This window comes from uncultured Ramlibacter sp. (assembly GCF_936925435.1).
Taxonomy (GTDB): Bacteria; Pseudomonadota; Gammaproteobacteria; order Burkholderiales; family Burkholderiaceae_C; genus Ramlibacter.
The window spans coordinates 18,450-44,648 of sequence record NZ_CAKZHQ010000015.1; the positions used below are offsets into that span (position 1 = coordinate 18,450).

25 protein-coding genes, 1 tRNA gene and 1 pseudogene are annotated in these 26,199 nt (G+C 67.6%); 13 read left to right on the top strand and 14 right to left on the bottom strand.

The window, feature by feature from the left end:
• Positions 1-143 precede the first annotated feature (143 nt).
• Positions 144-2,753 (top strand): DUF4214 domain-containing protein, encoded by a 2,610-nt coding sequence (locus tag Q0632_RS08590; protein ID WP_298927320.1) that lies wholly within the window; start codon positions 144-146, stop codon positions 2,751-2,753.
• Between the two features lie 9 nt (positions 2,754-2,762).
• On the opposite strand, the gene Q0632_RS08595 is transcribed toward Q0632_RS08590, so the two are convergent.
• The 3 genes from Q0632_RS08595 to Q0632_RS08605 are packed head-to-tail and all read right to left on the bottom strand — an operon-like array spanning position 2,763 to position 4,142.
• Positions 2,763-3,116, bottom strand: a complete 354-nt coding sequence (locus tag Q0632_RS08595) for a hypothetical protein (RefSeq protein WP_298927323.1) — start codon at positions 3,114-3,116, stop codon at positions 2,763-2,765.
• Positions 3,113-3,931 (bottom strand): hypothetical protein, encoded by an 819-nt coding sequence (locus Q0632_RS08600; RefSeq protein WP_298927326.1) that lies wholly within the window; start codon positions 3,929-3,931, stop codon positions 3,113-3,115. Before Q0632_RS08600 ends, Q0632_RS08595 begins: the two co-directional genes overlap by 4 nt.
• A 10-nt stretch (positions 3,932-3,941) precedes the next feature.
• Positions 3,942-4,142: a hypothetical protein gene (locus Q0632_RS08605; RefSeq protein ID WP_298927329.1), complete on the bottom strand. Its 201-nt coding sequence runs from the start codon at positions 4,140-4,142 to the stop codon at positions 3,942-3,944.
• Between the two features lie 288 nt (positions 4,143-4,430).
• On the opposite strand from Q0632_RS08605, the gene Q0632_RS08610 reads away from it, so the two are divergent.
• Both Q0632_RS08610 and Q0632_RS08615 read left to right on the top strand, forming a co-directional pair.
• The gene (locus Q0632_RS08610; protein WP_298927332.1) at positions 4,431-6,890 is read left to right on the top strand and encodes a DUF4214 domain-containing protein; all 2,460 of its coding nucleotides are present in this window, start codon (positions 4,431-4,433) and stop codon (positions 6,888-6,890) included.
• Between the two features lie 267 nt (positions 6,891-7,157).
• Positions 7,158-7,231: transfer RNA gene (locus Q0632_RS08615), tRNA-Gly, on the top strand.
• Between the two features lie 117 nt (positions 7,232-7,348).
• On the opposite strand, the gene Q0632_RS08620 is transcribed toward Q0632_RS08615, so the two are convergent.
• A complete protein-coding gene (locus Q0632_RS08620) occupies positions 7,349-8,203 on the bottom strand; it encodes a c-type cytochrome (protein ID WP_298927335.1) in 855 nt (284 codons plus the stop codon).
• Between the two features lie 53 nt (positions 8,204-8,256).
• On the opposite strand from Q0632_RS08620, the gene Q0632_RS08625 reads away from it, so the two are divergent.
• From Q0632_RS08625 to Q0632_RS08635, 3 genes are read left to right on the top strand one after another with little or no spacing between them, the layout of a single operon-like run.
• Entirely contained in the window at positions 8,257-8,631 is a 375-nt protein-coding gene (locus Q0632_RS08625) for a c-type cytochrome (protein WP_298927338.1), read from the top strand.
• A 10-nt stretch (positions 8,632-8,641) separates the two neighbouring features.
• Positions 8,642-9,562: a c-type cytochrome gene (locus Q0632_RS08630; protein ID WP_298927341.1), complete on the top strand. Its 921-nt coding sequence runs from the start codon at positions 8,642-8,644 to the stop codon at positions 9,560-9,562.
• Positions 9,559-12,069: a cbb3-type cytochrome c oxidase subunit I gene (locus Q0632_RS08635; protein ID WP_298927344.1), complete on the top strand. Its 2,511-nt coding sequence runs from the start codon at positions 9,559-9,561 to the stop codon at positions 12,067-12,069. Before Q0632_RS08630 ends, Q0632_RS08635 begins: the two co-directional genes overlap by 4 nt.
• Here the strand turns inward: Q0632_RS08635 and Q0632_RS08640 are convergent.
• The 5 genes from Q0632_RS08640 to imuA are packed head-to-tail and all read right to left on the bottom strand — an operon-like array spanning position 12,029 to position 18,563.
• On the bottom strand, positions 12,029-12,667 hold the full coding sequence (locus Q0632_RS08640; protein WP_298927347.1) for a YbhB/YbcL family Raf kinase inhibitor-like protein: 639 nt from the start codon (positions 12,665-12,667) through the stop codon (positions 12,029-12,031). The genes Q0632_RS08635 and Q0632_RS08640 overlap by 41 nt on opposite strands.
• Before the next feature lie 51 nt (positions 12,668-12,718).
• The gene (locus tag Q0632_RS08645) at positions 12,719-13,255 is read right to left on the bottom strand and encodes a hypothetical protein (protein WP_298927349.1); all 537 of its coding nucleotides are present in this window, start codon (positions 13,253-13,255) and stop codon (positions 12,719-12,721) included.
• Positions 13,252-16,566 carry an error-prone DNA polymerase gene (locus Q0632_RS08650; RefSeq protein ID WP_298927399.1) on the bottom strand — a complete coding sequence of 1,105 codons (3,315 nt, stop codon included), beginning with the start codon at positions 16,564-16,566 and terminating at the stop codon, positions 13,252-13,254. Before Q0632_RS08650 ends, Q0632_RS08645 begins: the two co-directional genes overlap by 4 nt.
• A 1-nt stretch (position 16,567) precedes the next feature.
• Positions 16,568-17,833 (bottom strand): DNA polymerase Y family protein, encoded by a 1,266-nt coding sequence (locus Q0632_RS08655; protein WP_298927357.1) that lies wholly within the window; start codon positions 17,831-17,833, stop codon positions 16,568-16,570.
• Positions 17,802-18,563, bottom strand: coding sequence for a translesion DNA synthesis-associated protein ImuA (gene imuA, locus Q0632_RS08660; protein ID WP_298927360.1), 762 nt, complete (start codon positions 18,561-18,563; stop codon positions 17,802-17,804). The genes Q0632_RS08655 and imuA overlap by 32 nt, the downstream gene beginning before the upstream one ends.
• Before the next feature lie 93 nt (positions 18,564-18,656).
• On the opposite strand from imuA, the gene Q0632_RS08665 reads away from it, so the two are divergent.
• Genes Q0632_RS08665 through Q0632_RS08685 form a run of 5 tightly spaced genes read left to right on the top strand, consistent with a single transcriptional unit; the run spans position 18,657 to position 22,353 of the window.
• On the top strand, positions 18,657-18,959 hold the full coding sequence (locus Q0632_RS08665) for a type II toxin-antitoxin system HigB family toxin (RefSeq protein WP_298927363.1): 303 nt from the start codon (positions 18,657-18,659) through the stop codon (positions 18,957-18,959).
• A gap of 4 nt (positions 18,960-18,963) precedes the next feature.
• Positions 18,964-19,326, top strand: a complete 363-nt coding sequence (locus tag Q0632_RS08670) for a transcriptional regulator (RefSeq protein ID WP_298927366.1) — start codon at positions 18,964-18,966, stop codon at positions 19,324-19,326.
• Positions 19,327-19,349: 23 nt separating this feature from the next.
• Complete coding sequence (locus tag Q0632_RS08675; RefSeq protein WP_298927369.1) at positions 19,350-21,206, top strand: ABC transporter ATP-binding protein; 1,857 nt, start codon at positions 19,350-19,352, stop codon at positions 21,204-21,206.
• Positions 21,178-21,747 (top strand): DNA-3-methyladenine glycosylase, encoded by a 570-nt coding sequence (locus Q0632_RS08680; RefSeq protein WP_298927372.1) that lies wholly within the window; start codon positions 21,178-21,180, stop codon positions 21,745-21,747. Before Q0632_RS08675 ends, Q0632_RS08680 begins: the two co-directional genes overlap by 29 nt.
• Positions 21,748-21,774: 27 nt before the next feature.
• Positions 21,775-22,353: a thioredoxin domain-containing protein gene (locus Q0632_RS08685; protein WP_298927375.1), complete on the top strand. Its 579-nt coding sequence runs from the start codon at positions 21,775-21,777 to the stop codon at positions 22,351-22,353.
• A 6-nt stretch (positions 22,354-22,359) separates the two neighbouring features.
• On the opposite strand, the gene Q0632_RS08690 is transcribed toward Q0632_RS08685, so the two are convergent.
• The gene (locus Q0632_RS08690) at positions 22,360-22,884 is read right to left on the bottom strand and encodes a hypothetical protein (protein WP_298927377.1); all 525 of its coding nucleotides are present in this window, start codon (positions 22,882-22,884) and stop codon (positions 22,360-22,362) included.
• A gap of 222 nt (positions 22,885-23,106) precedes the next feature.
• Here Q0632_RS08690 and Q0632_RS08695 point away from each other — a divergent pair, with 222 nt between their 5' ends.
• Positions 23,107-23,229 (top strand): hypothetical protein, encoded by a 123-nt coding sequence (locus tag Q0632_RS08695; protein ID WP_298927381.1) that lies wholly within the window; start codon positions 23,107-23,109, stop codon positions 23,227-23,229.
• Between the two features lie 132 nt (positions 23,230-23,361).
• On the opposite strand, the gene Q0632_RS08700 is transcribed toward Q0632_RS08695, so the two are convergent.
• Together Q0632_RS08700 and Q0632_RS08705 are read right to left on the bottom strand one after the other, a co-directional pair.
• Positions 23,362-24,000 (bottom strand): CoA transferase subunit B, encoded by a 639-nt coding sequence (locus tag Q0632_RS08700; protein WP_298927384.1) that lies wholly within the window; start codon positions 23,998-24,000, stop codon positions 23,362-23,364.
• Between the two features lie 2 nt (positions 24,001-24,002).
• Positions 24,003-24,710 (bottom strand): CoA transferase subunit A, encoded by a 708-nt coding sequence (locus Q0632_RS08705; RefSeq protein ID WP_298927387.1) that lies wholly within the window; start codon positions 24,708-24,710, stop codon positions 24,003-24,005.
• Positions 24,711-24,808: 98 nt separating this feature from the next.
• Between Q0632_RS08705 and Q0632_RS08710 the strand changes: the two genes are divergently transcribed.
• Positions 24,809-25,354 carry a PAS and helix-turn-helix domain-containing protein gene (locus Q0632_RS08710; RefSeq protein ID WP_298927390.1) on the top strand — a complete coding sequence of 182 codons (546 nt, stop codon included), beginning with the start codon at positions 24,809-24,811 and terminating at the stop codon, positions 25,352-25,354.
• A gap of 12 nt (positions 25,355-25,366) precedes the next feature.
• On the opposite strand, the gene Q0632_RS08715 is transcribed toward Q0632_RS08710, so the two are convergent.
• Positions 25,367-25,888, bottom strand: a complete 522-nt coding sequence (locus Q0632_RS08715; RefSeq protein ID WP_298927393.1) for a chemotaxis protein CheW — start codon at positions 25,886-25,888, stop codon at positions 25,367-25,369.
• 30 nt (positions 25,889-25,918) lie between these two features.
• A pseudogene (locus Q0632_RS08720) lies at positions 25,919-26,199 on the bottom strand (methyl-accepting chemotaxis protein); the annotation flags it as partial.

The window sequence follows — 26,199 nt, forward strand, 5'->3', positions numbered from 1 at the left end:
CGGCCCTCGCCCAGCCCCTGCCGGAGCCGCTTGGCCCCGCCGTACCGGCCCATCCCATAAACGGGGGATTGACTGGCGGCGACACGAATTTCAATACTTTAGAATTCGTCACGCCTTTTTCTCCCTTTGCCGGGCAGATCACAATGAACAAAGCAGTTGCGCTGGCCGTCCTGGCAGCCTCCCTGGTCCTGACCGCCTGTGGCGGGGCCGAATCCCCCTCCGAAGCCCCGCAATCAGCCCCATCCGCCGCCGCACAGCCTGCAGCGCAGTGGACCAAGCCCGAAGGCAATGCCAAGCTCACCACCGCGCGCTCCCCCGCGGCCGGCGAAGGGCCCATGCTCAACTCGGGCAACCTGCTGCCCAATGGCGACTTCGAGCGCGGCACGGATGCCTGGGTCACCACCGACCGGGTGCTCTATACCGACAGCAATGCCCACGCCGGGACTTCCTATGCGTGGCTTGGCGGCTACAACAACGGCTTTGACCGCATCAACCAGAACATCAGCCTGCCCGAGTCCGCAGCCAGCGTGACGCTGCGGTTCTGGTACCGCATCGTCACCGCCGAGACCCTGCAGGGCATGTACGACGGCATGCTGGTCAGCCTGCACGACGCCAACACCGGCGAAACCCTGGCCAACATCAAGCTGTACTCCAATCTGGACAAGACCGACGGCTGGGTGCAAAGCGAAGCCTTCGACCTGAGCGCCTACAGGGGCCGCTTCGTCGACCTGCGCTTTAGCGCCATCACCGACGAAAGTGAAATCTCCTCCTTCGTGATCGACGACATCGTGCTGTCGGCCAACCTCATCACAGGCACCGTGCTGGCGGGTGCGCAGGCCGACTACACCATCAGCCGGTCCCGCAGCAGCTACAGGCTCACGACCAACGCCACCGGCGCGGTGCAGACCTTCAACGCCGGCGAGCGCCTGCATTTCAGCGATGCCTCGGTGGCGCTGGACGACAGCGGCAACGCCGCCCAGGTCTACCGCCTGTACCAGGCTGCGTTCGACCGCAAGCCCGACCAGGGCGGCCTGGGCTATCAGATCGCCGCCATCGAGGACTCCGGCCTGCCGCTGGCCCTGGTCTCGCAGAATTTCATCAACAGCCCCGAGTTCGCCAGCCGCTACGGCAGCCTGGACAACAGCAGGTTCGTCAGCCAGCTGTACCAGAACGTGCTGCACCGCGCGCCCGACGCCGACGGCCTGGCCTACCATGTCAACCGCCTGGGAACGGGCACGGCAAGGCGCGACGTGCTGATTGGTTTCTCCGAGTCGCCCGAGAATCAGGCTACCGTCGGCGCCGCGATCGCCAACGGCATCGTCTTCACCCCGCTCACGCCTGTGCCGCGCCCCGTCGCGCCGGCGGCGCCCACCTGCGTGGCGCCCAAGGTGATCATCAACGGCAATTGCGCCGCGCCCAGCACCCAGGCGCCCACCTGCTCTTCCAGCGAGGTGCTGCGTGACGGCGTCTGCGTGGCGCGCGTGACCTCCTGCGTGGCGCCCGCCACCCTGGTCAACGGCTCGTGCTACATCCCCCCGCCCACCTGCACCGGCAACACCGTGCTGCAGAACGGCATCTGCGTGCCGGTGGTCGTGACCTGCACGGCGCCCAAGGTCTTGCAGAACGGTGCCTGTGTCGTCCTGCCGCCCACGGCGCCCTCCGTGCCCAGGTGCACTGCCCCGAAGGTCCTGCAAAACAACATCTGCGTCACGCCCGCCCTCTACCCCTGTTTACCCTGGGTACAGCAGTACTACCAGGCCGGCGCGGTGGTTTCGTACAACGGGAAGTACTATCAAGCCAATATCACTCGGGACGACGTCCTGCGGCCGGGCGCGATGGTCAACGGCACGGCAGCGTGGTCCGAAATAACAAAGCAGGCGTGCGGAGCAGCGCCGCCGGCGCTGAACGGCTCGGTCGTGCTGGAGAACGTGGTGTTCGGGACCGGCCAGTATTCCTACGTCTACAAGACCTACATGCCCTCGTTCAAGGCCGAACTGCTCAACGAGCTGGGCGAGACGGTGAAGCTGCGGGTGTGCTACCCCGGCAGCGGCTTCCACGCCGCCCAGCACCCGGTGACAGGCTCCTGCACGGCGGTCGACTCCTTCAAGGACAAGACCGTGGTGCGGGTCGACAACAACACCTTGTATGCGCACGGCACGTTCGAGGCCTATGTGCAGCGCTCGCTCGAACTGGACCCCAGCCAGGAATGGATCAAGGTCGGCAGCTGGGACGCGCGCGACTATGGCTTCGCCACCGTGGTCACGCCAGCGCCGGACAACCGCTGCATCATCAACGGCAGCATCAAGTCCACCGACCCGACCTGCAACACCTTGAGCCCGCCGCCGGCACCCGCCCAGCCCACGCCGCGGGCGCCCAGCACGCCCACGGCGCCGCCCTCCACGCCCCCTGCAGGCAGCGGCGGCGCCAACGCCTCCGGCTGCGTGGCCATGAGCCGCGGCGTCGACACGGTCACCGGCAAGGACAAGGTCACCCTCACCAACAATTGCGGCAAGCCCATCTTCATCCTGTATTGCGGCGATCTGGCGTATTCCACCCTGAAGTGCGGCAACGACAGCAACTACTTCACCCATAGCTACAACTCCAAGCCGGACGAGATCAGCCGGGTCGACTCCAAGGCGGTCAAGCCCAACGGCAATTTCCGCTGGGGCGCCTGCTTCGGCCAGATGAGCTTCGGCAATGAAGGCAACTACAAGGCCTATGCCGACGGCAGTTACGTCTGCCTGAAGCAGTGAAGCCCAGGCCTACCTGGGCGGGGTCGCTGGCGGTGGCCGCACCCTCATCCTGGTAGCCAGGCCCGAGGGCGCGAACAGCACGACGAACTCGGTCTTGGCCTGCGCCGTCGCTGGCTCCGGCACCCGCCAGACCCAGACCTCGTAGCCGCTGTCAAAGACGATGGTCTGGGCCGGCCCCAGGGCGGCCGCCACATCGGCCTTGCTGCTTTGGCCCAGGGTGATGCGTTGTGCCGCGGCCTGGGTCGTCAGCGCCGCGTCGCGGAAAGCCGGCACCCTGTCGTCCGGCGCGAACCAGCCACCCGGCATGGCGCAGCCGGCCAGCACCATGGCCGCAGCGAGGACAGCGCAAGGCCCTGCCCTCACGGCGCGTCCTCCATGAATTCGAACTGCACCAGGGTGTCGTCGGGCCAGCGGGCATCGGCCAGCGGCAGGAAGTAAGTGCGGTCCAGCAAAACCTCGCAGTCGCAATACGGCAGGTCAGCCGCCAGCCAGGCATCGTCGCTGGCCGCGGCATAGAGCCTGTCGATGGCCAGCACCTCGCGCCGCGCGCCGGCCACCAGCGTCACAGCAAAGATCGGCCGCTCGGCAAAAAACAGATAGAGCTGGTCCTCGCGCCGGCAGTAGGCCGGCGTGTCGGTCAGCAGATTGGCCAGCTGGCCGACGATGGTGCGGCTGTTGGAGACCAGGCCGGCTTCCATGCCCACCTCGCATTCCAGCCGCAGGTCGCCCAGGCGCCGCGTGCCCGGTGGCAGGCCCGGCGTACGGATCTCGGTGCGCCAGGTCATGCTGCCCGATGCGCGGTTGGGCGTGACCTGGGCATTCTCCGCCAGCGCCTTGGCATTGCGCGCCAGGGTGAAGCTATGGTCGGGCGCGACGGGCACGGAGAACTCGGTCTGCGAGCCGATCACATCCAGTTCGATGCGCGACATGTCGGTGGAGCGCCGGCGCGGCAGCAGCTTGAAGCGCAGTGTGGCGCCGGGTGCCAGCTGCGGGCTGCGCCGCTCGAACAGCTCCATGCCGCGCAGCATCTTGCGGTAGGACTTTTCCACCGGATCGCGGTTGGCCTGGGCCGAGATGGTCACAGGCGGCAAGGCTCCGCCCGACGCTGGCTGGGCGGCAGCCGGACCAGCCAGGGCCAGCGCCAGCAGTGGCGCCAGAAGAGACGTGAAGCGGGCCATGCCGCTGGGCTCAGTGCAAGGCTTCAACCGCCGGCACGGCCAGTTCGCGTCCGACCATGGCGCGGGCATAGAAGTAGTTGTTGCGGGCCTGCTCGCTCATGCGGTCCAGGTCCACCTGGCCGGCCGGGTCGCAAGGGAAGGCAAAGCCGCGTCCGCTGGCAAATAGCGAGCGGAAGCGCAGCTGGCAGGAAGGCATAGACGTTTCGAGCATGACACTTCTCCTGAAGGTTGGGGCCATGGCTGGAGCATGGCGGCGTGGCAGCTTTGCGGCCTAGTCAAAAGACGCGAGAAGGCCTCGGTGTTTGGCGCTTCAGGCATGGGATGTTGCGGAACAGGCATAGGAGGCGTCCTACTGCGAGGCCGGCGATGTCACCCGCCTTAAAACAAATCTATTCGTACATCCCGTGTTTATTTGGCATTTCGCCGTCAAATCGGGCGTATTCACCGTGATAGCCTTTACCTACCGTTCGTCCTTTCATCCAAGAGTGGAGTAACTGCCATGGGGTTTTTCACGTCCGAGGTTCAGAAGCTCTACGTCGCCTACTTCAGCCGCCCGGCTGACCCAACGGGCCTGACCTATTGGGAAGCACAGATCACCAGCAACGGCGGCAGCGTGGCCGCAGTGGTCAACGCGTTCAGCACATCGCCAGAGTACAAAAGCCTGTATGCGGGCAAGTCCAGTGCCCAGATCGTCGACGCCATCTATCTGAACCTGTTCGGCCGCTCCGCTGAACCAGCAGGGCTTGATTACTGGGGCAAGCTCCTCGACAACCGGACCCTCGACATCGGCAACATCGTTCTGGCCATCATGTCCGGCGCCCAGAACGCGGACAAGCTGGTCGTCGCAAACAGGCTCGCCGCGGCAGCGCTGTTCACCCAGAGCCTGGACAGCGGCGCTGAAATCAACGCCTATTCCAGCAGTGCTGCAACCGCCGCTGCCAAGGCATGGCTGGCGACAGTGACCGACTCAGCCGACACCCTGAAAGCTGCCACAGCATCCGTGGGGACGGTGATTTCAACGATTGTGACGATGGCGACGGCTGCCCCGGTTGCCGACACCCCAGCGGAAAGCAGCCAGACATTCAGCTTGACCACCGGCGCGGACACATTCACCGGCGCCGGGGCTGGCGATCTGTTCCTGGCAGGGTCCGCGACCCTGAGCACGGGCGACATCCTCAACGGTGGTGGCGGTACCGACGTCTTGAGCATCAGCGCCAGTGGCCAATCCCTGGTGGGCGTCACGCTGACGTCCATTGAAGAGATTCGCATCGCCGATTTCTCCACGCTATCAGTGGAAGCCACGGCTCTGGGCACGGTCGCTGTCGGCCACGGCGCAACGACAGACGTGGGGGACGTGGTGCTGGCCATCGACCTGGCGGGGGCCGCCGCGTTTGACCTGAGCCGCGTCACGGCCGGCCAGGCAGGCACCGCCAGCTCGGCCATCAAGGCCCTGTACACCAACAAGGCCACGACAGCATCGAACGTTACCCTGACCGGCCTGGCGGACAATTTCACCGGGACCGCCGATGCGGACACCATCAACGCCGGCGCGGGCAATGACACTGTCAACGGTGGCGCGGGCGCCGACACGATCGACGGCGGGGCGGGCGACGACAGGATCAACTACACGATCGCGCAAGACATTGTCAATGGTGGCCTCGGCACGGACACGCTGGTCATCGCCGGCGGCGCTCTGAGCATCGACCTGACCGCAACAACGGGTGCCATCACCAACTTCGAGGTCATCGACGCATCGGCAGCAACCGTCTTTCTGACCACCACCGTCGCCACCAACCCGGCGACCACCACGGCATTCAAGGTGGTGGGAACGAAGCTGGCCGACAACATCACCACCGGCGCCGGTGACGACATCATCACCATGGGCGAGGCTGGCCAGACTGTTGCGCGCGACACCATCGTGGCAGCCGGCGGCAACGACACACTGGTCATCGTCGGCACCATGACCACGGGCTCGGTCACCCAGAACGTCATCGACCTGAATGCCGCGGGCGACCAGTTTGCACTGATCAACAACGGACTTGAAGGCGTCATCCAGAGCGGCTTCGAGAACCTGGACCTGTCCGGGCTTGTGCCTGACATAGGTCTCGGCTTCACGGTCACGGCCGCCTCCGGCGGCAGCAAGATCGCCGGCACCACGCTGGCTGACAGCATCACCGGCGCAGCCGGCAACGACACCATCTTTGGCTTCTACGGGTCTGACACCGTCAGCGGCGGCGGCGGGACGGATGACACCCTGGTCCTGATCAACGGCGGCACGGCCGGCTTGTTCACTGCGACCAACGTTCAGGGCAACGCTGTGGTCATCAGCACCGACGGCGGCCTGACGGGTGTCGAGACAATCACGGTGTCCGGTTCCACGTCGATGACGCTGGACCTGACGGGGCAGGCAGAAGCGTTCGTCATCTCCGCCGGCACAGCCACAGCCGCAGAGACTCTCATTGCAGGCAGCGGCAACGACACGCTCACAGGCTCCTCGCTGGCCGATGCCATCGAAGGCGGCCTGGGTGCGGACACCATGACGGGTGGTACAGGCGCCGACACCTTCAGGTTCAGCAACAACGGCTCTGTGGTCGGCACCTCGATGGACGTGATCACGGACTTTGCCGCCGGCTCCGACATCCTGAACTTCTCGACCACGGCCGTCCTGCGTGCTGCCGACGCGACCGCGCTGATCGCGGGAATCTGCGTCCAGCAGTCGGCCGGCGGCCTGGTCGCATTTGCGGCAGCAGACAACACGCTGGCGCTGAAGATCGCGGCGATCCAGTCCGACTTCGAACTGGACGACGCGAACTCGCTGGCGTTCTTTGTCGATGGCGGCAACAGCTACGTGTACTTCGCAGGCAACGCGTCAGGCGATGGCGATGACATGATCATCCAGTTGACCGGCGTGACAACGCTGACAACCATCACCGCGGGCGCCAGCAGCACCATCGCGTAAGCAGCGATCGGGAACTCCGCGAACAGCGACGGAGAAATCTGCACCGCCATGGCGGCTCCCCTGGACTGACCAGGCGGCAGGCCGCGCATTGCGCTCCCGGAGACAGCCACCACCGGTTGCCTGAAACGGCCCGTGGGCCAGTTCGATGACACCGACTTCTTCGTCCAGTTGACGGGAGCGGTTGGCATCATCTCGACCGGCCACTTGATCGCGTAGCAAGCCCGGACGGCTCAAAGAGCTGGTTACAGTAAACTCGCCAGCGCAGATGCGGCTGTCGTTCAATGGCAGGACCTCAGTTTCCCATACTGAAGATGCGAGTTCGATTCTCGCCAGCCGCTCCAGCCCCCAGCTTTCGATTTCCTTCGCTCACCCCCAGCGCTCCTGATTTCGTAGCATCCCAGGACCACTGGTCGGGGGCTAGTGGCCGAAATCATCCGACCCAAACCAAGGCAACTGTCTCAGCGTAGGGTCGCCAGGTAGGCCGCGATGTCTTTCGCATCGCGCTCGGTCACACCCAGTTGCGGCATGGCGGTGCCGGGCTTGAGGGCCTGGGTGTCGCGCAGCCAGCGCGCCATGTTCTCCTGCGTGTTGGGCAGGCTGCCAGCGATCAGGCTGCGGCCGGCGATGCCCTTCAGGGGCGGTCCCACGTGCGGGCTCGAGCCCGTCACGCCGGGGATGACGTGGCAGGCATTGCAGGCGTACTGGTAAAGGGCCTGGCGGCCGCGCTCCAGGTCCACCGCGGCGGGTGCTTCCGTCTGCAGCAATTCACGCCCGCAGGCCGGCGCCGGCGGCGCGCGCTGCACCAGGGTGGCGTACTGCGGCGCGTTCAGGTCGGGCAGGCGCTGCATGAAGGCCACGACGGACCACAGCTCGTCCTCGGTCAGGCGAAATTCCCAGGCCGGCATGCCACTCATCTTGATGCCGTGGCGCGTCACCCAGTACAGCTCGCGCGGCTGGAAGTACTTGCGCGCATCGACCAGCGGGCCGGGCAGCGGCTGCATGCTCTTGCCGATGTCGTTCTGCGCCACGCCGGGCGCGCCATGGCATTGCACGCACTTGTCGCGAAAGCAGGCCGCGCCGCGCAGCACCATGGCCTCGTCGTGCAGCGGCGGCACCACGATGGCGCGCGCACGCAGCCGCACCGACTGGCGCATCGCCGTCTCCAGCACGCTGAAGGTGGGCTGCAGGTGCTCGCGCGTGGAGGCCACGTTGTACAGCCCGCCGTAGACCAGGGCCAGCGCCACCAGGAGGCCGGTGCCGGCGACGGCAGCCAGCGTGAGGGCAATGGTCAGCAGGGTCGAGGGCTTGCGCATCTCTCGGCATTCTGGCCTACACGTGGCGCCTTGTGGGCCGTCCAGAATGCGCCATGCTCCGGCCGTCCTTTGCCCTGTGGATCGTCCCGGCCCTGCTGGCCGCTTGCGGCCTGGGCGAGAAGGAAACCGAAACACCGCCAGCGCCACGCGCCGTGCTGCAGCGCGGCCAGCAGCTGCTGGCGCAGTACCAGTGCGGTAGCTGCCATGCCATCCCCGGCGTGGCCTCGGCCGGCGGCCAGGTCACATCCTCACTGGCGGGCTTCGGCCGGCGCAGCTACATCGCCGGCCGCCTGGCCAACCGCCCGGACTTGTTGGCCCAATGGATCGTCCAGCCCCAGGCCCTGGTGCCCGGCACGCTGATGCCCGCCATGGGCGTGGCGCCCGCCGATGCCCAGGCCATGGCGGCCTACCTGCTGCATCTGCAATGAGGGCGATGCTGTGAGCGGCGGCATCCTGCAGGCGGCCGGCCCGGTGGCCGGGCGCATCGCCGATCTGGGCTGGCTGCTGTTGGGCGGCGGCGCGCTCATCTTCCTTTTTGTGATGGTGCTGCTGGCGCTGGCGCTGCGGCAGCGCAGGGGCCGGATGCAGCCGCTGGTGTGGGTGCTGGGCGGCGGCGTGCTGTTTCCGGCGGTCGTGCTCAGCGCCCTGTTCTTCTGGGCTCTGCCGCTGGCGCCGGTGGCCCGCCAGGCGCCGCCGCCGGGCGCCCTGCACATCACGGTCACCGGCCGCATGTGGTGGTGGGAGCTGCGCTATGCGGCCGAGGGTGCGCACGGCGAATTCCTGGCCGCCAACGAGGTCCGCATCCCTGTGGGCCGGCCGGTCTGGCTGGCTCTGGCGGCCGATGACGTGATCCACAGCTTCTGGGTGCCGCAGCTGGCCGGCAAGATCGACATGGTGCCCGGCCGCATGCAGCATCTGCTGCTGGAGGCCGACCGCCCCGGCATCTACCGCGGCCAGTGCGCGGAGTTCTGCGGCGAGCAGCACGCCCGCATGGCGCTGCAGGTGGTGGCCCTGCCGCCGGCGGACTTCGAGTCGTGGCGCCAGGCCCAGTTGCTGCCGGCGCCGCAGGCGGTGACGCCGCTGCAGCAGCGCGGGCAGCAGGTCTTCCTGGCCAAGCGCTGCGATGCCTGCCACACGGTGCGCGGCATCACCGGCGATGCGCAGCTGGGGCCGGACCTGACGCACGTGGGCAGCCGGCTGCAGATCGGTGCCGGCACGCTGGCCAATTCGCCGCAGGCGCTGGCGCAGTGGATTGCCCACGTGCAGGACATCAAACACGGGGCACGCATGCCTTCTTACGACAGGCTGGACGCCGCGTCACTCGATGCGCTGGCGCACTGGCTGGGGAGTTTGCAATGAGGGACGGCCAGCCTCCCAACAGCCTGCCGCGGCCAGCCGGTGAACTGCAGGCGCTGGAGCGCGCATGGAAGGCGCCGGACGGCTGGCGCCGCCTGAGCGCCGTCAACAACAGCCACATCGGCGTCTTCTACATCGCCACCGCCCTGCTGTTCTTCATTCTGGCCGGCGTGCTGGCCCTGGTCATGCGCACCCAGCTGGCCGTGCCGGGCAACACCCTGGTCAGCGCAGCCACCTACAACCAGTTGTTCACCATGCACGGCACGGTGATGATGTTCCTGTTCGCCGTGCCCATCGTCGAGGCGGTGGCCGTGTACCTGCTGCCCGGCATGCTGGGCGCGCGCGACCTGCCCTTCCCGCGCCTGTCGGCCTATGCCTTCTGGGCCTATGCCATCGGCGGCATCGCTTTTTTCTGCACCATCTTCTTCGGCGCCTCGCCCGACGGTGGCTGGTTCATGTACCCGCCGCTGACCGGCAAGCAGCATTCGCCGGGCATCGGCGCCGACTGGTGGCTGCTCGGCATCGGCTTCATCGAGATCTCGGCCATCGCCGGCGCCATCGAGCTGATCATCGGCATCCTGTTCACCCGCGCGCCGGGCATGACGCTGGCGCGCATGCCGGTGTTTGCCTGGGCCATGCTGGTCAGCGCCTTCATGATCGTCTTTGCCTTCCCGGCCATCATTGCCGGCACCTTGCTGCTGGAGCTGGAGCGGGCCTTCGACTGGCCCTTCTTCATTGCCGCGCGCGGCGGCGACCCGGTGCTGTGGCAGCACCTGTTCTGGTTCTTCGGCCACCCGGAGGTCTACATCATCTTCCTGCCGGCCGCCGGCATGGTCTCGATGATGGTGCCGGCCCAGGCCCGCACGCCGCTGGTCGGGCACAGCGCCATCGTCTGGGCGCTGGTGGGCGTGGGTGCCATCAGCTTCCTGCTATGGATCCACCACATGTTCACCGCCGGCCTGTCGGGCTGGGCGATGCAGCTGGCTTCGGTGGCCAGCTTCGCGGTCGCCATCCCCAGCGGCGTGCAGGTCTTTGCCTGGATCGCCACCTTCTGGAAGGGCCGGGTCCGGCTGAACGCGCCCACGCTGTTCCTGCTGGGCTTTCACGCCATCTTCGTGCTGGGCGGCCTGACCGGCGTGATGGTGGCGGTCCTGCCCTTCGACTGGCAGGTGCACGACAGCTACTTCATCGTTGCCCACCTGCACTACGTGCTGATCGGCGGCATGGTCTTTCCCATCTTCGCCGGCCTGTACCACTGGGCACCGGTGTTCAACGGGCACCGGCTCGATGAAAAGCTGGCGCGCTGGGTCTTCGGCCTGATGTTCGGTGGCTTCAACCTGGCCTTCTTTCCCATGCACATCAGCGGTCTGCTGGGCATGCCGCGCCGGGTCGCGACCTATGGCGACGGCCTGGGCCTGAACCTGCTGAACATGCTGTCGACCATCGGCGCCTTTGTCTTCGCCGCCGGCGTGCTGCTGTGCTTCTTCGACGCCTGGCGCACGCTGCGCAAGAGCGAACAGGACCACGGCAATCCCTGGGACGCGCCCACGCTGGAGTGGCTGCCGGCCAGGGACTACCAGGTGCGCAGCATTCCGCAGATCAGCTCGCGCGAACCGCTCTGGGAGCAGGCCGGTCTGCAGCAGGAGGTTGAAGAAGGCCGGCACTGGTTGCCGGGCACGGTGTTCGGCGGCCGCGAGACACTTGTCACCAGTCCGCTCGATGCGCAGCCGCGCCATCTGTTGCTGCTGCCCGGTGACGGCTGGCTGCCATTGACCGCGGCAGCGGGCACAGCCGGCTTTTTCCTGCTGCTCACCGTCGGCTGGGTTGCAGCGGCCTTCGCCTTCGGCGCCATCTCGGTGGCGGCCATCGCCGGCTGGCTCTGGGGCTCGGACCGGCCGCCGGCGGCGGAATGGGCGCGGGTGGGCGACGGCGTCGACCTGCCGGTGGGTGCCATCGGCGTGCGCTCGCATTCCTGGTGGGCGATGGTGGTGCTGCTGTGCGTGAACGCCAGCATCTTCGCCTCGCTGGCCTTTGCCCATTTGCACGTGGCAATGGCACTGGATGTCTGCCCGCCGGCCGGCGCGGCCCTACCGCGCGCGCTCTGGCCCTGGCTGTCTTGCGGGCTGATGGCGGCGGGTTCGGTGCTGCTGCTGTGGGCACCGGGCCGGCTCGCCACACGGCAGCGCGCGCTACGTCTTGCCGTGCTGCTGGCCATGGCCTGCGTGGCGGCCGCATTCACGCTGGACCTGTCCAGCCATCTGCAAGCGGGCCTGGCGCCGCGTGCCAACGCCTGGAGCGCGACGGTCGCCGCCCTGCTGGCCTTGCAGGGCCTGCAAGCCGTGGTGGCGCTGCTGATGGGCGCCTATCTGCTGGCGCGCTCCTGGTGCGGCCTGCTGACGCCACGCGGCCGCGCCACGCTGGACAACACGGCCTTGCAGTTCCACTTCGTCACGCTGCAAGGCATGGCGTTCAGCCTGCTGGTGCAGGGCCTGCCGCAGTGGCTGGCTTGAACGCGCCCTCGCCCACACTGCCATCCGGCCTGGCATAGGTGCCCACCAGCAGGCCGCTGGCCAGGCCGCGCTCGCGCACCGCCTCCAGCACGGCATCGCGCCCCGGCGTGCCGCTGAAAGCCGGTCCGGCGCCCAGGGCAAACAGCTGGAAGGCATAGCGGTGCTCGCCGTGGCCGGGCGGCGGGTCGGGCGCCAGCCAGCCGGCCATGAGGTAGGAGTTGCGGCCCTCGTGCATGTCCTGGCCCGTATGGCCCGCGCTGTGCAGCGCGCCCTCGGCCAGCGCTCCGTCGCCCGGCGGGAGATCGACCACGATGGCGTGGACCAGGGGCTGGGGCGTGGGCGCATCCGCGTCCTCGACGATCAGCAGCAACGAGGCGGCATTGGCCGGCACGCCGGTCCAGGCCAGCGGCGGCGAGATGCCTTCGCCATCGGCGGTGTAGCGCGCAGGGATGGGTGCGTGGTCGGCAAAGGCCAGGCTGGTCAGCTGCATGGCGGCCATGCCACTGCGCAGGCCGCTGTGCTGGACAGCCAGCTTGTCCAGGCCAGCGCGGCGATGCCGCAGCGCATGGCCAAGGGCTTCGGGTAATTTTTCAAGCATGGCCCAGGTATAGCCAGCGGCTGCCTATGGCGGTGTCGGACAAGGCCGGGATCAAGCGAACAGACGGGCCTGCGCGGGTTCCACGGCCGGGTATTCGCCCCGGATCACGTGCTTTGCACGGGGGAATTCCGGCTCGCGCTGCGACCAGACCAAACGCAAGCCATCGACGACCCAGGCGATATCCCGCATGGTGGCCCCCGGCGTGTGCGCGACGAAGTGATACGACAGCGTAAGGTGCGGCCGCTTGCCACCCAGCACCTGAAATCCGGCCTCGGTCAACTCCGCGTGCATCTGGTCACGGAACCGGCGGAAGGCGGGTGGCACGCGTACCTTCAGTTCGTGAACCGGGCCCGCCTTTTTGGGAATGCGGATCAGGCAATCGGACAGCGGCATGCGCAGGCCCTCCAAGATAGCTTGCACTTGCGGCAAGCGGCTCTCATCGATGTGCAACTCAGCCAACGTCAAGTGGAAGCGCTCGACACTGCGGCTCTGCCAGCGGCAACCAGGCGGGTAAAGGCACAGGCGCCGGAAATCATCGATGCCATGGCAGGCATCAATACCGGGAAAGGCGGCGATCAGGAAGATCAATGGAAATCCCGGCTCTTGCTGCTTTGCTGGCCCAGGCGGCCCAGCAAGGGGGTGAGGTCCTGCAGCCGCTCGGCCACTAGGTGGCGGACCTGGCCGCCGCTGTCCTCGTCGCGCTGCCACTGGCCCCAGACGGCCAGCAGGCGGGCACGCAGCAGGGGTTCGCGCTGGGCCTCGCGCACGCTTTTCCAGACGATGACGTTGACCGCGCCGGTCTCGTCCTCCAGGGTGACAAAGATCGTGCCCTTGGCGGTCTGCGGCTGCTGGCGCACGGTGACGATGCCGCAGGCGGCGACGCGCCGCCCGTGCGGCAGCGCGTTGAGCTGGTCGGCGTTGAGAAACTGCCGGCGCGCCAGCCTCTCCCGCAACAAGGCCAGGGGATGGCTGCGCAGCGTCAGGCCCAGGGAGGCGTAGTCGAAGACGATCTCCTCGCCTTCCAGCGCTTGCGGCAGCAGCAGTGCCTCTTCGTTCACGGGCGCGCCCTGCAGAAGGGCCGGCGCGCGGTGCTGGGCCCGCGCCTCCCAGACCTGCTGGCGGCGGTGGCCGGCCAGCGATTGCAGGGCATCGCCGGCGGCCAGGGCGTCCAGGTTCTTCATGTCGAGCGCAGCACGCAAGGCCAGGTCTTCGGTGTTGCGGAAAGCTCTCTGCGCACGGGCCTGCTCGATGCGCAGGCCCACAGCCTCGCCCAGGCTGCCCACCAGGCACAGGCCCAGGCGCACAGAAGGACGTGAAGAGGGCCGCGAAGAATTGGAATCTGACTCCGATTGAAATGGATGTTCCAGTGTGCAGTCCCAGTCGCTGTGCGACACGTCCGGCGGCAGCACCAGCACGCCATGGCGCACTGCGTCCTGGATCAGCTGCGATGGGGTGTAAAACCCCATGGGCTGGGAGTTGAGCATGGCGGCCAGGAAGCACTCGGGCTCGTGGCATTTGAGCCAGCTGCTGCTGTAGGCCAGCAGGGCGAAGCTGTAGGCGTGGCTTTCGGGGAAGCCGTACTCGCCGAAGCCCTTGACCTGCTCGAAGATGCGGCGGGCAAAGTCTTCGCTGTAGCCATTGACCAGCATGCCGCCGACGAGCCTGCGTTCGAACTTCTCCACCCCGCCCTTGCGCTTCCAGGCCGCCATCGCGCGGCGCAGCTGGTCGGCCTGGCCGGCGCTGAAGCCGGCAGCGATCATGGAGATCTCCATCACCTGCTCCTGGAAGATGGGGATGCCCAGGGTGCGCTTGAGCGCTTTTTCCAGGCGGGCGGGGCCGGTCTGGCTCTCGTAGGCCGAGCGTTCGTAGCGGATCTCCTTGAGCTTGCGCGCCTGCAGGTAGGGATGGACCATGCCGCCGGAGATCGGCCCCGGCCGCACGATGGCCACCTCCACCACCAGGTCGTAGAACTTTTCCGGCCGCAGGCGCGGCAGCATGGACATCTGGGCCCGGCTTTCGATCTGGAACACGCCCACCGTGTCGGCCTTGCGGATCATCTCGTAGGTTGCTTCGTCTTCCGGTTCGATGTCGTAGATGCTGAACGGCGCGCCGCGGCGCTGGCCGACCAGATCCAGGCAGCGCCGGATGGCGGTGAGCATGCCCAGGGCCAGCACATCGACCTTCATCAGGCCCAGTTCGTCCAGGTCGTCCTTGTCCCACTGGATGATGGATCTGTCCTTCATCGCAGCGTTCTCCACCGGCACCAGGCTGGTCAGGCGCGTCTTGGTCAGAACGAAGCCGCCCACGTGCTGGCTGAGGTGGCGCGGAAAACCCATCAGCTCTTCGCTCAGTTGCAGCCAGAGCGCCGCCTTGTGCGCGTCAAGCTCCACACCGAGGCCCTGCGCCAGTTCGCACAGGCGCTGCGCCGCCAGCGCATCGTCGAACCAGAAGTGCTCCCTGGCGAAATCGTCGACCAGGGCCGGCGCCACGCCCAGCGCCTTGCCCACATCGCGGATGGCGCTGCGCGTGCGGTAGCAGATCACCACGGCCGCGATGGCGGCACGGTGCCGGCCGTACTTGGTGTAGACGTACTGGATCACTTCCTCGCGCCGCTCGTGCTCGAAGTCCACGTCGATGTCGGGTGGCTCGTTCCTGCGGTCCACGCTGATGAAGCGCTCCAGCAGCGGCGCCGACACCATCGGGTCCATGGCGGTGACGCCCAGGCAGTAGCAGACCACCGAGTTGGCGGCCGAGCCGCGGCCCTGGCAGAGGATGTGCTGGCTGCGCGCGAAGCAGACGATGTCGTGCACCGTGAGGAAGAACATCTCGTACTTGCACTCGGCGATGAGCGCCAGCTCTTTCTCGAGCAGGCCCATCACCTTGTCGGGGATGCCGCCGGGGTAGCGTTGGGTCGCGCCCAGCAGCGTGAGCTGGCGCAGCCCTTCGGCCGGCGTCATGCCCTCGGGCACGGTCTCATCCGGGTAGTTGTAGCGCACCTCCTGCAGGTCGAAGCTGCAGCGGCGCGCCACCTCCAGCGTGTTGGCCAGCAGCTCGCGCGGGTAGGTCTTGTCCAGCCGCGAGCGCTGGCGCAGATGGCGCTCGGCATTGCCTTGCAGGCCCAGCCCGCAATCGGCCACCGGCTTGCCCAGGCGCACGGCTGTGACCACATCGTGCAGGGGCTTGCGCGAGCGCAGATGCATCTGCACATCGCCGGCGGCCACCAGGGGCACGCCGGCAAGCGCGCCGGCATCGCGCAGCGTGGCCAGCCAGATGTCGTCGTCGATGCCGTGCAGCAACTCCACCGCCAGCCACAATCTGGAACCGAACAGAGCCTTGACCCCCGTCAATGCTTGTGCCATCGCTCCTGAATCCATAGCAACACCGGTATCGCGGTGAGGCGCATACAGAATCTCGCAGCCATCGAGCTGGCCAAAGTCGCTGCTGTCCCAGCCCACGCTGTACGTCCCCTTGGGCGAATCCATGCGCGCCGCGCTGATGAACTCGCACAGGCCGCCCCAGCCTTGCAGGTCGTGGGCGATGGCGACCAGGCGGCAGTCGGCCAGGCGGAACTCGCTGCCGTACAGCAGCTTGAAATCGCGCATGCGCTTTTCCTGCGGACGCGCTTCTTCCAGGCGCTCGATCAGAGCGAGGTAGTCCTTCCAGCCCGACCAGGCGCGCACCACAGCAGCCACCGAACACTCGTCGGTGATGGCCAGCGCGGCGTAGCCCAGATCGTAGGCGCGGCGCACCAGCTCCTGCGCATGGGAAGCGCCACGTTGGAAGCTGAAGTTGCTCAAGGCATGCAGTTCCGCATAGCCGGGCAGCAGGTCGGGGCCCGGCCCCAGCACGGGCGGCCAGTCCCTCTCCTCGTCCAGCACCGGGCCGGGCTTGACGTGCATCTCAGGCATACAGGCCTTGCAGGAACCAGCGCGGCTGGCTCTGGCCGGGCCCGGGCCGCTCGCGGTAGATCCACACCAGGCCATGCTGCGGGCTGCGCGCGATGAAGTAGTCGCGCAGCGCCGGGCCGTTTGCCTCCCACCACGCGGCCTCCACCCGGTACAGCCGTGCCAGCCGGTGCAGCGGCCCGCCATGGCAGGGCGTGTCGCCCTGCATCTGCAGCCGCAATGGCTGGGGCAGCAGCCAGGCCGGATAGAGCGCGTCGGCATCGGGCGCGGCCGTGGCCAGGGCCTGGCGCGCCGGCAGCCACTGCTGCTTGCGCTCGGGCCGGTGGTCCTCGCAGGCCACCGGCACCACGACGCTGCCCTCCCCCAGCCGCGCCGACAGCCGCTCCACCAGTTGGTGCAGCTTCTCGCCCTTGCGCCTGTCCTCGGGCAGCAAGCTGGTGCTGGCGCCGGCCCAGGGCGATGTCTCCAGCGAGCGCAGGCGCAGGTGGTTGGCCGGCGCGGCCAGCGTGGTGCGGTGCAGCTGCTCGCTGGCCAGGCGGCGCAGATGCGCCAGGTCTTGGGTGGCCTGGGCCGTGCGGATGACCAGTTGCTGGTGGCTGGGCAGCTGCACGCCGTTGTGCCGGCGCAGGTCCAGCGTCCACTCGAACTCCAGCGCCAGCACGCCCTGGTTGCGCACCGCCAGCCAGACCTGCAGCTGCGACAACAGGCGCTGGGCGCTCCACAGCAGCTCGGGCGCGCTGGTGGCCAGGGCCGGCAGCTCCAGATTCATATCGAACACCGTGGGCAGCGTGAGCCAGGCATGGCCTTCGGGCCGCTCGCCGAAAGCCGCATCCAGCGCATCGAGCAGGCCGGCGCCGAAACGCCTGGCCACCCCGGCGCGCGGCAGGGCGCGCAGCTGGCCCCAGTTGCGGCAGCCGGTGCGCTCCAGCACGGCCACATGCGGCAGCGCCGCCGTCAGCAGCTCCAGCGGCAGCTCGCCCACCGCGCGCGGCCGCGCGGCGCCGCGCAGTTGCAGGCGCAGCAAGGCAAGCGCTACCAAAGATGTAGCGCCTGAGGCCCATTTGACGGGGGCTAGCGCGGTATTTGATTCAAAAATGCGGCACGACAAGGAGCGCCGGCCGCCAAACAGGGCCTGGCTGGCCTGCACCTCCAGCACGATGGCTTCATCGAGCAGGGCGACACGCGGCGTGAACTGCAGCGCCCACCAGCCCCAGGCTGCGCGCTCGTCCTCAGACGCGGGCAGGAGTGCGATCCAGTGCATGCGATCTGTCCGCTGTCTGGCGTGGGGAAAAGCTGGCTGCCGCCGCGGCGCCCGGCTTGCGCGGGGCCAGCAAGGCGGTCAGCCGTTGCGCGCGCGCCGGCAGCAGCACGGCTGCCTCCTGGGGTGGCCCGCGGCGTTTGAGGATGTGCACCCGCATCTGGTCCTGCACGCTGTCCAGCCGCAGCCGCAAGCGCGCAGGCGAGGACTCGGCTGCCGCGCCCAGAGCACGCACCACCACCAGCAAGCGCCCCTGCTGCTGGGCCGCAAGGTGCAGGCGCCGCAGCTGCGGCCCCAGGGCCTGTGGCAGCCAGGCCAGCACGGCCGCCACCTCGGCGCAACGCAGGGCCTGCTCGGCGGCCCACAGGCGCGCGGCGGGCTTGTCCGCATGCACACACAGCAGGCGCTGCGATGGCAGGCCCTGGGCCGCCAGGCTGGGGCCGAAGGGCTGCAGGGGCGCGCCCACCAACACCACGGGGCCGGCTTTCACATCCTGCACCGCCTGCGCCAGGGCCGGCAGCAGCAATTGCCAGACATGTTGTTCGGGCTGGGCCTGCAGCACCTCGACCAGGCTGCCCAGCGGCCAGCCACCGCCGGGCAGCGCCGCGTCCAGCGCGGCAAAGCCCGAGGGCAGGACAAGCTCCGGCGCCGCGCCAAGTTCCGCCCCACCCCAGACCTGGGAGGACAGCGAAGCCGGCATGGCGGCCAGGCAGAGGCGGGAGGCGGTGGACATGGGGATTGAATTAACTGTTTGTTTATACAGTAAACCGGCCGTGCGCAACCAGAAAGCCCCTTCGCCATCAGTCCCAATTTGGGACTAAAATTCATGCGTGTGATTGCCCTGAAGACCCTGCGTGATTTCAGCCTGGCGCATCCTGATGCCGGTCCCGCCCTGAGCGCCTGGGCCCAGGAAGCACGCACGGCCAGCTGGAAGACACCGCAAGACATCAAGCGCCGCTACGCCCATGCCAGCTTTCTCGAGCAGAACCGGGTGGTCTTCAACATCAAGGGCAACGATTACCGGCTGGTCGTTGCCGTGGCTTATCGCTTCGAAGCCGTGTATGTGAAATTCGTCGGCACGCATGCGCAATACGACGCCATCGATGCCGCCACCATTGAAATGGATTGATGCCATGGACATCCGCCCCATCCGCACCGACGCCGACTACCAGGCGGCACTGAAGGCAGCCTCGGCTTATGTCGACCAGGAGCCCGCGGCCGGCAGCGAAGACGCAGACCGCTTCGAGTTGCTGCTGACCCTGGTCCAGGCCTGGGAGGCCAAGCATTTCGCGCTGAACCTGCCCGACCCCATCGATGCCATCAAATTCCGCATGGAGCAATCGGGCCTGGCCATCAAGGACCTGGAGCCCATGATCGGCCGCAGCAACCGCGTCTATGAAGTGCTCAGCCGCAAGCGCCCGCTCACTCTGTCCATGATCCGCCGGCTGCACCGCGGCCTGGGCATTCCGGCCGAAGTGCTGGTCGCCCCCCTCTGACCCTCAGCGAAAGTCCAGCCGCCTTGTTCCGCCCCTTCGAACAACTCCTCACGCCCTACCCCGAAGCCGAGCCGGCGCTGCCGCCGCGCGGCCTGTTCGCCTTCATCAACGCCTGCACCCGGGGCCTGCGCCGCTACATCGTGGCGCTGTCCCTGCTGTCGGCCGTGATCGCCGCCTTCGAGGCCTTCCTGTTCGCCCTGCTGGGCGGGGTGGTCGACCGGCTGGCCAAGGTCGAACCGGGACGGCTGTGGGAGACGCATGGCACGGCGCTGCTGGTGCTGGCTGCCCTGCTGGTAGGCAGCACCCTGGTGATCGCCCTGCAGACCATCATCAAGCACCAGAGCCTGGCCATCAACTTCCCGCTGCGCCTGCGCTGGAACTTCCACCGCCTGATGCTGGGCCAGAGCATGGCCTTCTACTCGGACGAGTTCGCCGGCCGCATCACCACCAAGGTCATGCAGACGGCGCTGGCCGTGCGCGACGTGCTGTTCACCATCACCGACGTGGTGGTGGGCATCGGCGTGTACTTCGCCACCATCGTGGTGCTGGCCGCCGCCTTCGACCTGCGCCTGGCCTGGCCCTTCCTGGCCTGGCTGGTGTTGTACGGCGCCAGTTGCTTCTGGTTCGTGCCCAGGCTGGGCCGCATCGGCAAGCGCCAGGCCGACGCGCGCTCCATGCTGGTGGGGCGCATCACCGATGCGTACACCAACATCAACACCGTCAAGCTGTTCTCCCACACCCAGCGCGAGGCCGGCTTTGCCCGCGCCGCGATGGAGGAGTTCAAGGCCATAGGCTACAGCCAGATGCGCTATGTGAGCGCCTTCGAGATCGTCAACCACGCCCTGGGCATGCTGCTGATCGTCGCCGTGGCCTGGCTGGCGCTGGCCTTGTGGTCCACCGGCCAGGTGGGCATAGGCGCGGTGGCGGCGGCCACCGCCATGTCGCTGCGCCTGAACGGCATGTCGCACTGGATCATGTGGGAGATGACCTCGCTGTTCGAGAACATCGGCACGGTGCAGGACGGCATAGGCACGTTGACGCGCCAGCGCGCGGTGGTCGACGCGCCGGATGCGCGGGCCCTGCAGGTGCCGCGCGGCGAGGTGCGCTTCGAGCAGGTGGGCTTCAGCTACGGCTCGGGCAAGCGGGTGATCGACGACTTCTCCCTGGCCGTCAAGCCGGGCGAGAAGATCGGTCTGATCGGCCGCTCGGGCGCCGGCAAGTCCACCCTGGTCAACCTGCTGCTGCGCTTCCACGACCTGGAGACCGGCCACATCCTGGTGGACGGCCAGGACATCGCCCATGTGACGCAGGACAGCCTGCGCAGCCACGTCGGCATGGTGACGCAGGACACGTCCCTGCTGCACCGATCGGTGCGCGACAACATCGTCTATGGCCGGCCCGATGCCGGCGAGGCCGACCTGCACGTCGCGGCGCGGCGCGCCGAGGCGGCGGACTTCATCGGTGGACTGAGCGACATGCAGGGCCGCAAGGGCTACGACGCCCATGTGGGCGAGCGCGGCGTCAAGCTCTCGGGGGGCCAGCGCCAGCGCATCGCCATCGCCCGCGTCATGCTCAAGGACGCGCCCATCCTGCTGCTCGACGAAGCCACCAGCGCGCTGGACTCGGAAGTGGAAGCGGCCATCCAGGCCAGCCTGAACAGCCTGATGCAGGGCAAGACGGTGATCGCCATCGCCCACCGCCTGTCCACCATCGCGGCCATGGACCGGCTGGTGGTGCTGGACCAGGGCCGCATCGTCGAGGAAGGCTCGCACCGCGAGCTGCTGGCGCGCGGCGGCCTGTACGCGCGCCTGTGGGCGCACCAGAGCGGCGGCTTCCTGGCCGAAGAAGACGATGGCGTCGAGCAGGCCGTCGAGGCCTGACTTCAACGGGCCGGCGCACGAGGTAGCGCGGGCATTGATCGGCGCGACCGTGCTGGTCGATGGCGTGGGCGGGACCATCGTCGAGACCGAAGCCTACGACCATGAAGACCCGGCCTCGCACAGCTTCTCCGGGCCGACGCCGCGCAACGCGGTGATGTTCGGCCCGCCGGGACGCGTCTATGTCTACCGCTCCTACGGCATCCACTGGTGCCTGAACTTCGTCTGCGGTGCAATTGGCCACGGCGCCGGCGTGTTGATCCGCGCCATCGAACCGCAAGCAGGCATCGATGTGATGCGCGCGCGCCGCGGCCTGGACGACCTGCGCCTGCTGTGCTCCGGTCCGGGCAAGCTCGGCCAGGCCTTGGGCATCACCCATGCGCTCAACGGTGCGCGGCTGGACCGCAAGCCCTTGCGCGTGCTGGCGGCCACGCAGGACTTGCCGGTCATCGCGGGCCCGCGCATCGGCATCTCGCGCGCCGTCGACCAGCCCTGGCGTTTCGGCCTGCGCGGTTCGGCATTCCTGAGCAAACCTTTTCGCTAACCAGGCCAACCGGTTTATTCTTGCGCCATGACCTCTTCCAGACTTCTCATGGCCGCGCTGGCGGCCTGCACCCTGGCGCTGGCCGCCTGCAAGGACACGCCCGCTGACGCCGCCAAGGGCCCGGCCACACCGGTCTCGGTGGCCGCCGTCTCGGCCGAGGCCAAGGGCTTCACCGTCGGCTCGGAGATGACGGTGCGCCGGGTCTTCGTGTTCTTCGACCCGCAGTGCCCGCATTGCGCGCAGCTGTGGCAGGCGGCCAAGCCGCTCAAATCGCAGGCGCGCTTCATCTGGATTCCCGTGGGCGTGATGAACGAGGCCAGCACAGCCCAGGGGGCGGCCCTGCTGGCGGCGCCCGACCCGGCGACGGCGATGGACGCACACGAAGCGTCCCTGAGCGCCAAGCAGGGCGGCATCACGGCCGTGGGCGACCTGCAGGCGCAGCGCGCCGTGGTCGCAGCCAATACCCAGCTGTTCAACCGCTTCGGTTTCTCTTCGATCCCGACCATCGTGGCCAACCACGCGCAAAGCGGCGCACTGGTCAGCCATGAAGGCGGCCTGTCGACCGGCGCGCTGGCGGCCCTGCTGGGCCTGCAGCCGCCCAACTGACGCAGTTCAGCGCAACGGCGCCGCGCGCAGGCCGTTCATCTGCACGCCCGTCAACGGCGGATCGTGCAGTTCGGTGATCACCACCTCGTTGCGGCGCGCCGCGGCCGGCGCGGCGGCTGCGCCCATCACGCTGGTGTCCGGCACAACAAGGGCAGGCGTGCTTGCCACCACCACCACACCGGAACCCATGCTGTCGGGGCGCTGCGGCACCAGGACGGCGCCGCTGGCCAGCACGGTGTGAGGCAGCTTCATGGCGCGGGCCGTGCGCTGGTCGGTCAGCAGGGGCGAAGGCTTGCTGGCCGGTGGCAAAGCCATCTGCGCCGTCGGCTGAACACGCGGGCAACTGCTGCTGTCGTCGAACACCATGTGGTGGCCGCGCGGCAGCGTCTGGCTCAGCGGCAGGCGGGTGTCCACCGGCGGGGTCTGGGCGTTGTAGACCACCTGGTTGCCGGCGTCGTAGACGGTGTAGCAGGCCATGGCCTGGCCGGCGGCCAGGCCCAGCGAGCACAGGAGGGCGAGTTTGAGTTTCATGGTGATGACCCTTGCCGGCAGCGCCGGATGTGATGGCCAGATCATGGTCAGGCGGCGCTGCGCGGCGGGCAGGCCAAGTGGCTGCATGGCTGTCAGCCGCCGGCCCAGCCTGCGGCAGTCTGCGCCCCACAACGGCCGTTTCCCTGCCCCGGCCTGGCGCGCTTTTCCTACGCTGTCTGGCCGCTGCTGTCCGACAGGGCCGCAGCGCCCTTGTTCCTAAAGTTGCTCATCGGCCGGAACCCCGGCGGAACATCCCAACAGGAGCGCAACATGAACAGCATCATCTACATCGTCGGCCTGGTCGTCGTCGTCCTGGCCGTGGCCTCGTTCTTCGGCCTGCGCTAAGGAAAGGCCATGAACTTCATCATCTACATCGTCGGTCTGGTCGTGGTGGTCGGCTTCATCCTGTCCTTCTTCGGCGTCTGACAAAGCAAAACGGCGCCTCACGGCGCCGTTTTTCTGCACGCGATGAGCCGCTCAGTGCAGCGGAACGCCGGTCTTGGACTGCAGGAATTCACGCGTCACCCCCGGCGCCATCTCCACCACCGTCAGGCCCTGCGGCGTGACGTCCAGTACGGCCAGGTCGGTGATGATGCGGTCGACCACGGCCTTGCCGGTCAGCGGCAGCGTGCACTGGGGCAGGATCTTCAGATCTTCCGTGCCGTCCTTCTTGCGCGCGACGTGCTCCATCAGCACGATCACGCGCTTGACGCCAGCGACCAGGTCCATGGCGCCGCCCATGCCCTTGACCATCTTGCCGGGGATCATCCAGTTGGCCAGATCGCCCTGCTCGCTCACTTGCATGGCGCCCAGGATGGACAGGTTGATCTTGCCGCCGCGGATCATGGCGAAACTCTCGTGGCTGCCGAAGATCGACGAGCCCTTGATGGTGGTGACGGTCTGCTTGCCTGCGTTGATCAGGTCGGCATCGACCTGGTCTTCCGTCGGAAAGGGGCCGATGCCCATCATGCCGTTCTCGCTTTGCAGCCAGACTTCCTTGTCCGCCGGCACGAAGTTGGCCACCAGGGTCGGGATGCCGATGCCCAGGTTGACATAAAAGCCGTCTTCCAGCTCTTGTGCCGCGCGCGCGGCCATCTGGTCTTGGGTCCAAGGCATGGTCAGGCTCCTGTCTTCTCGGTGATGGTGCGTTTTTCGATGCGCTTCTCGGGCGTGGCGTTGAGCACGATGCGGTGCACATAGATGCCCGGCAGGTGGATGTCGTCGGGCGCCAGCTCGCCGACCTCGACGATCTTTTCCACTTCGACGATGCAGATCTTGCCGGCCATGGCGGCGGCCGGGTTGAAATTGCGCGCCGTGAGGTTGAAACGCAGGTTGCCCGACTTGTCGGCGATGGCGGCCTTGACCAGGGCCACGTCGGGCACCAGGGAGCGCTCCATCACGTAGGTCTCGCCGTCGAACTCGCGCAGGTCCTTGCCCTCGGCAACGATGGTGCCGACACCGGTCTTGGTGAAGAAGGCCGGGATGCCGGCGCCGCCGGCGCGCAGCTTTTCGGCCAGCGTGCCCTGGGGCGTGAACTCCAGCTCCAGTTCGCCGGCCAGGTACTGGCGCTCGAACTCCTTGTTCTCGCCCACATAGCTGGAGATCATCTTCTTGACCTGGCGTGTCTGCAGCAGCTTGCCCAGGCCGAAGTCGTCGACGCCGGCGTTGTTGGAGATCACGGTGAGGTTCTTGGTGCCCGCATCGCGCACGGCGTCGATCAAGGCCTCCGGGATGCCGCAAAGGCCGAAACCGCCGACGGCCAGGAGCTGGCCGTCCTGGACCACGCCGGCAATGGCCTGGGCGGCGGAGGGAAAGATTTTGTTCACGAGAGCTGTCTCCTCAAGAAAAACCCGGGCACGGGCGTCTGCGATGCCCTTACGATACTACCTATCGCATTACGTAGTTCCGCGTAAAGGTTTGCACCATGGACGTCGACTACCGGCTGGCTTTCAACCTCGCGCCCGTGGGCCTGTGCGTGTCGCGCAACCGCGCCATTGTGGACTGCAACCAGCAGCTGTGCGAGATGTTCGGCGCGGCCCGCGAGCTGCTGATCGGCCAGTCCTTCCAGGTCCTGTATCCCAGCGCCGATGAGTACGAGCGGCTGGGCGCGCGCATGTCGCCCATCCTCAATACCAAGGGGCATTACGCCGACGACCGCGTGATGAAGCGGGCCAACGGCGAGGTGTTCTGGTGCCATGTGACGGGTCGCGCGCTCAACCGAGACGCGCCGCACGAGGCAGGCATCTGGTCGTTCGAGGACCTGAGTTCGCAGCGGCCGGTCAAGGCGGAGCTGACGGCGCGCGAACGGGAGGTGGCCGCCCGCTTGCTGGACGGCATGACCTCCAAGCAGATCGGGCAGACCCTGGTGATCAGCCACCGCACGGTGGAGATCTACCGCGCCCGCCTGATGCGCAAGTACAAGGCCAGCACGACGGCCGACCTGGTGCACAAATTGATGGCTGGAGCGTAAAGCTCCGTTCGTTCAGTGGCTGAAGCTGCTCAGACCCATGGACGGGCCGCTCAACAGGGCTTCGATGTCCATCAGGATCAGCATGCGGTCCTGCACGCTGGCGATGCCGGTGATGGCGCTGGCGTCCATCGCGGCGACCATGTCGGGGGCGGGACGGATGTTGTCCTGGCTCAGTTCCAGCACGTCGGACACCGAATCCACCACCACGCCGACCACGCGGCCGCGCACGTTCAGCACGATGACCACGGTGAAGTCGTTGTACTCGACGCTGGCGCAGCCCAAGGCCATGCGCAGGTCGATCACGGGCACGATCACGCCGCGCAGGTTGACCACGCCTTTGATGAAGCCGGGAGCATTGGCGATGTGGGTCGGCGGCTCGTAAGAACGGATTTCCTGCACTTTCAGGATGTCGATGCCGTACTCCTCGGCGCCGAGCCGGAAGGTCAGGTATTCGCCGCCAACGGCTGCCGTCAGCGCAGCGCTGCGGGCCGCTTCTTCGCGGGCCACGATAGCGCCCTCATTGATCATTTCCATGGTGTTTCTCCAGTTTCTGGTGAGGGGCGCTCAGAACTTTTCCCAGCCGTCGTCGGCTGCGTCCTTGGCGGGCTGGGGCTTGGGGGCTTGGGGGCGGGCTGCCTGGGGGGAAACGGCTTGGGGCTTGGCGGGCGCTGCGGCGGCCTTGGGGGCTTCAGGCTTGGGAGCAGCCTTTGGCGCTGCCGCCTTCGGTGCTGCGGACTTGGGCGCCACCACGGTGCGCGCGCTGGCCTGGGCCTGGGCGATCACCTGGCGCGTCTCGCCCTGGCTGAGCTTGAACACGCTGACGGCTTCCACCAGGCGCGCGGCCT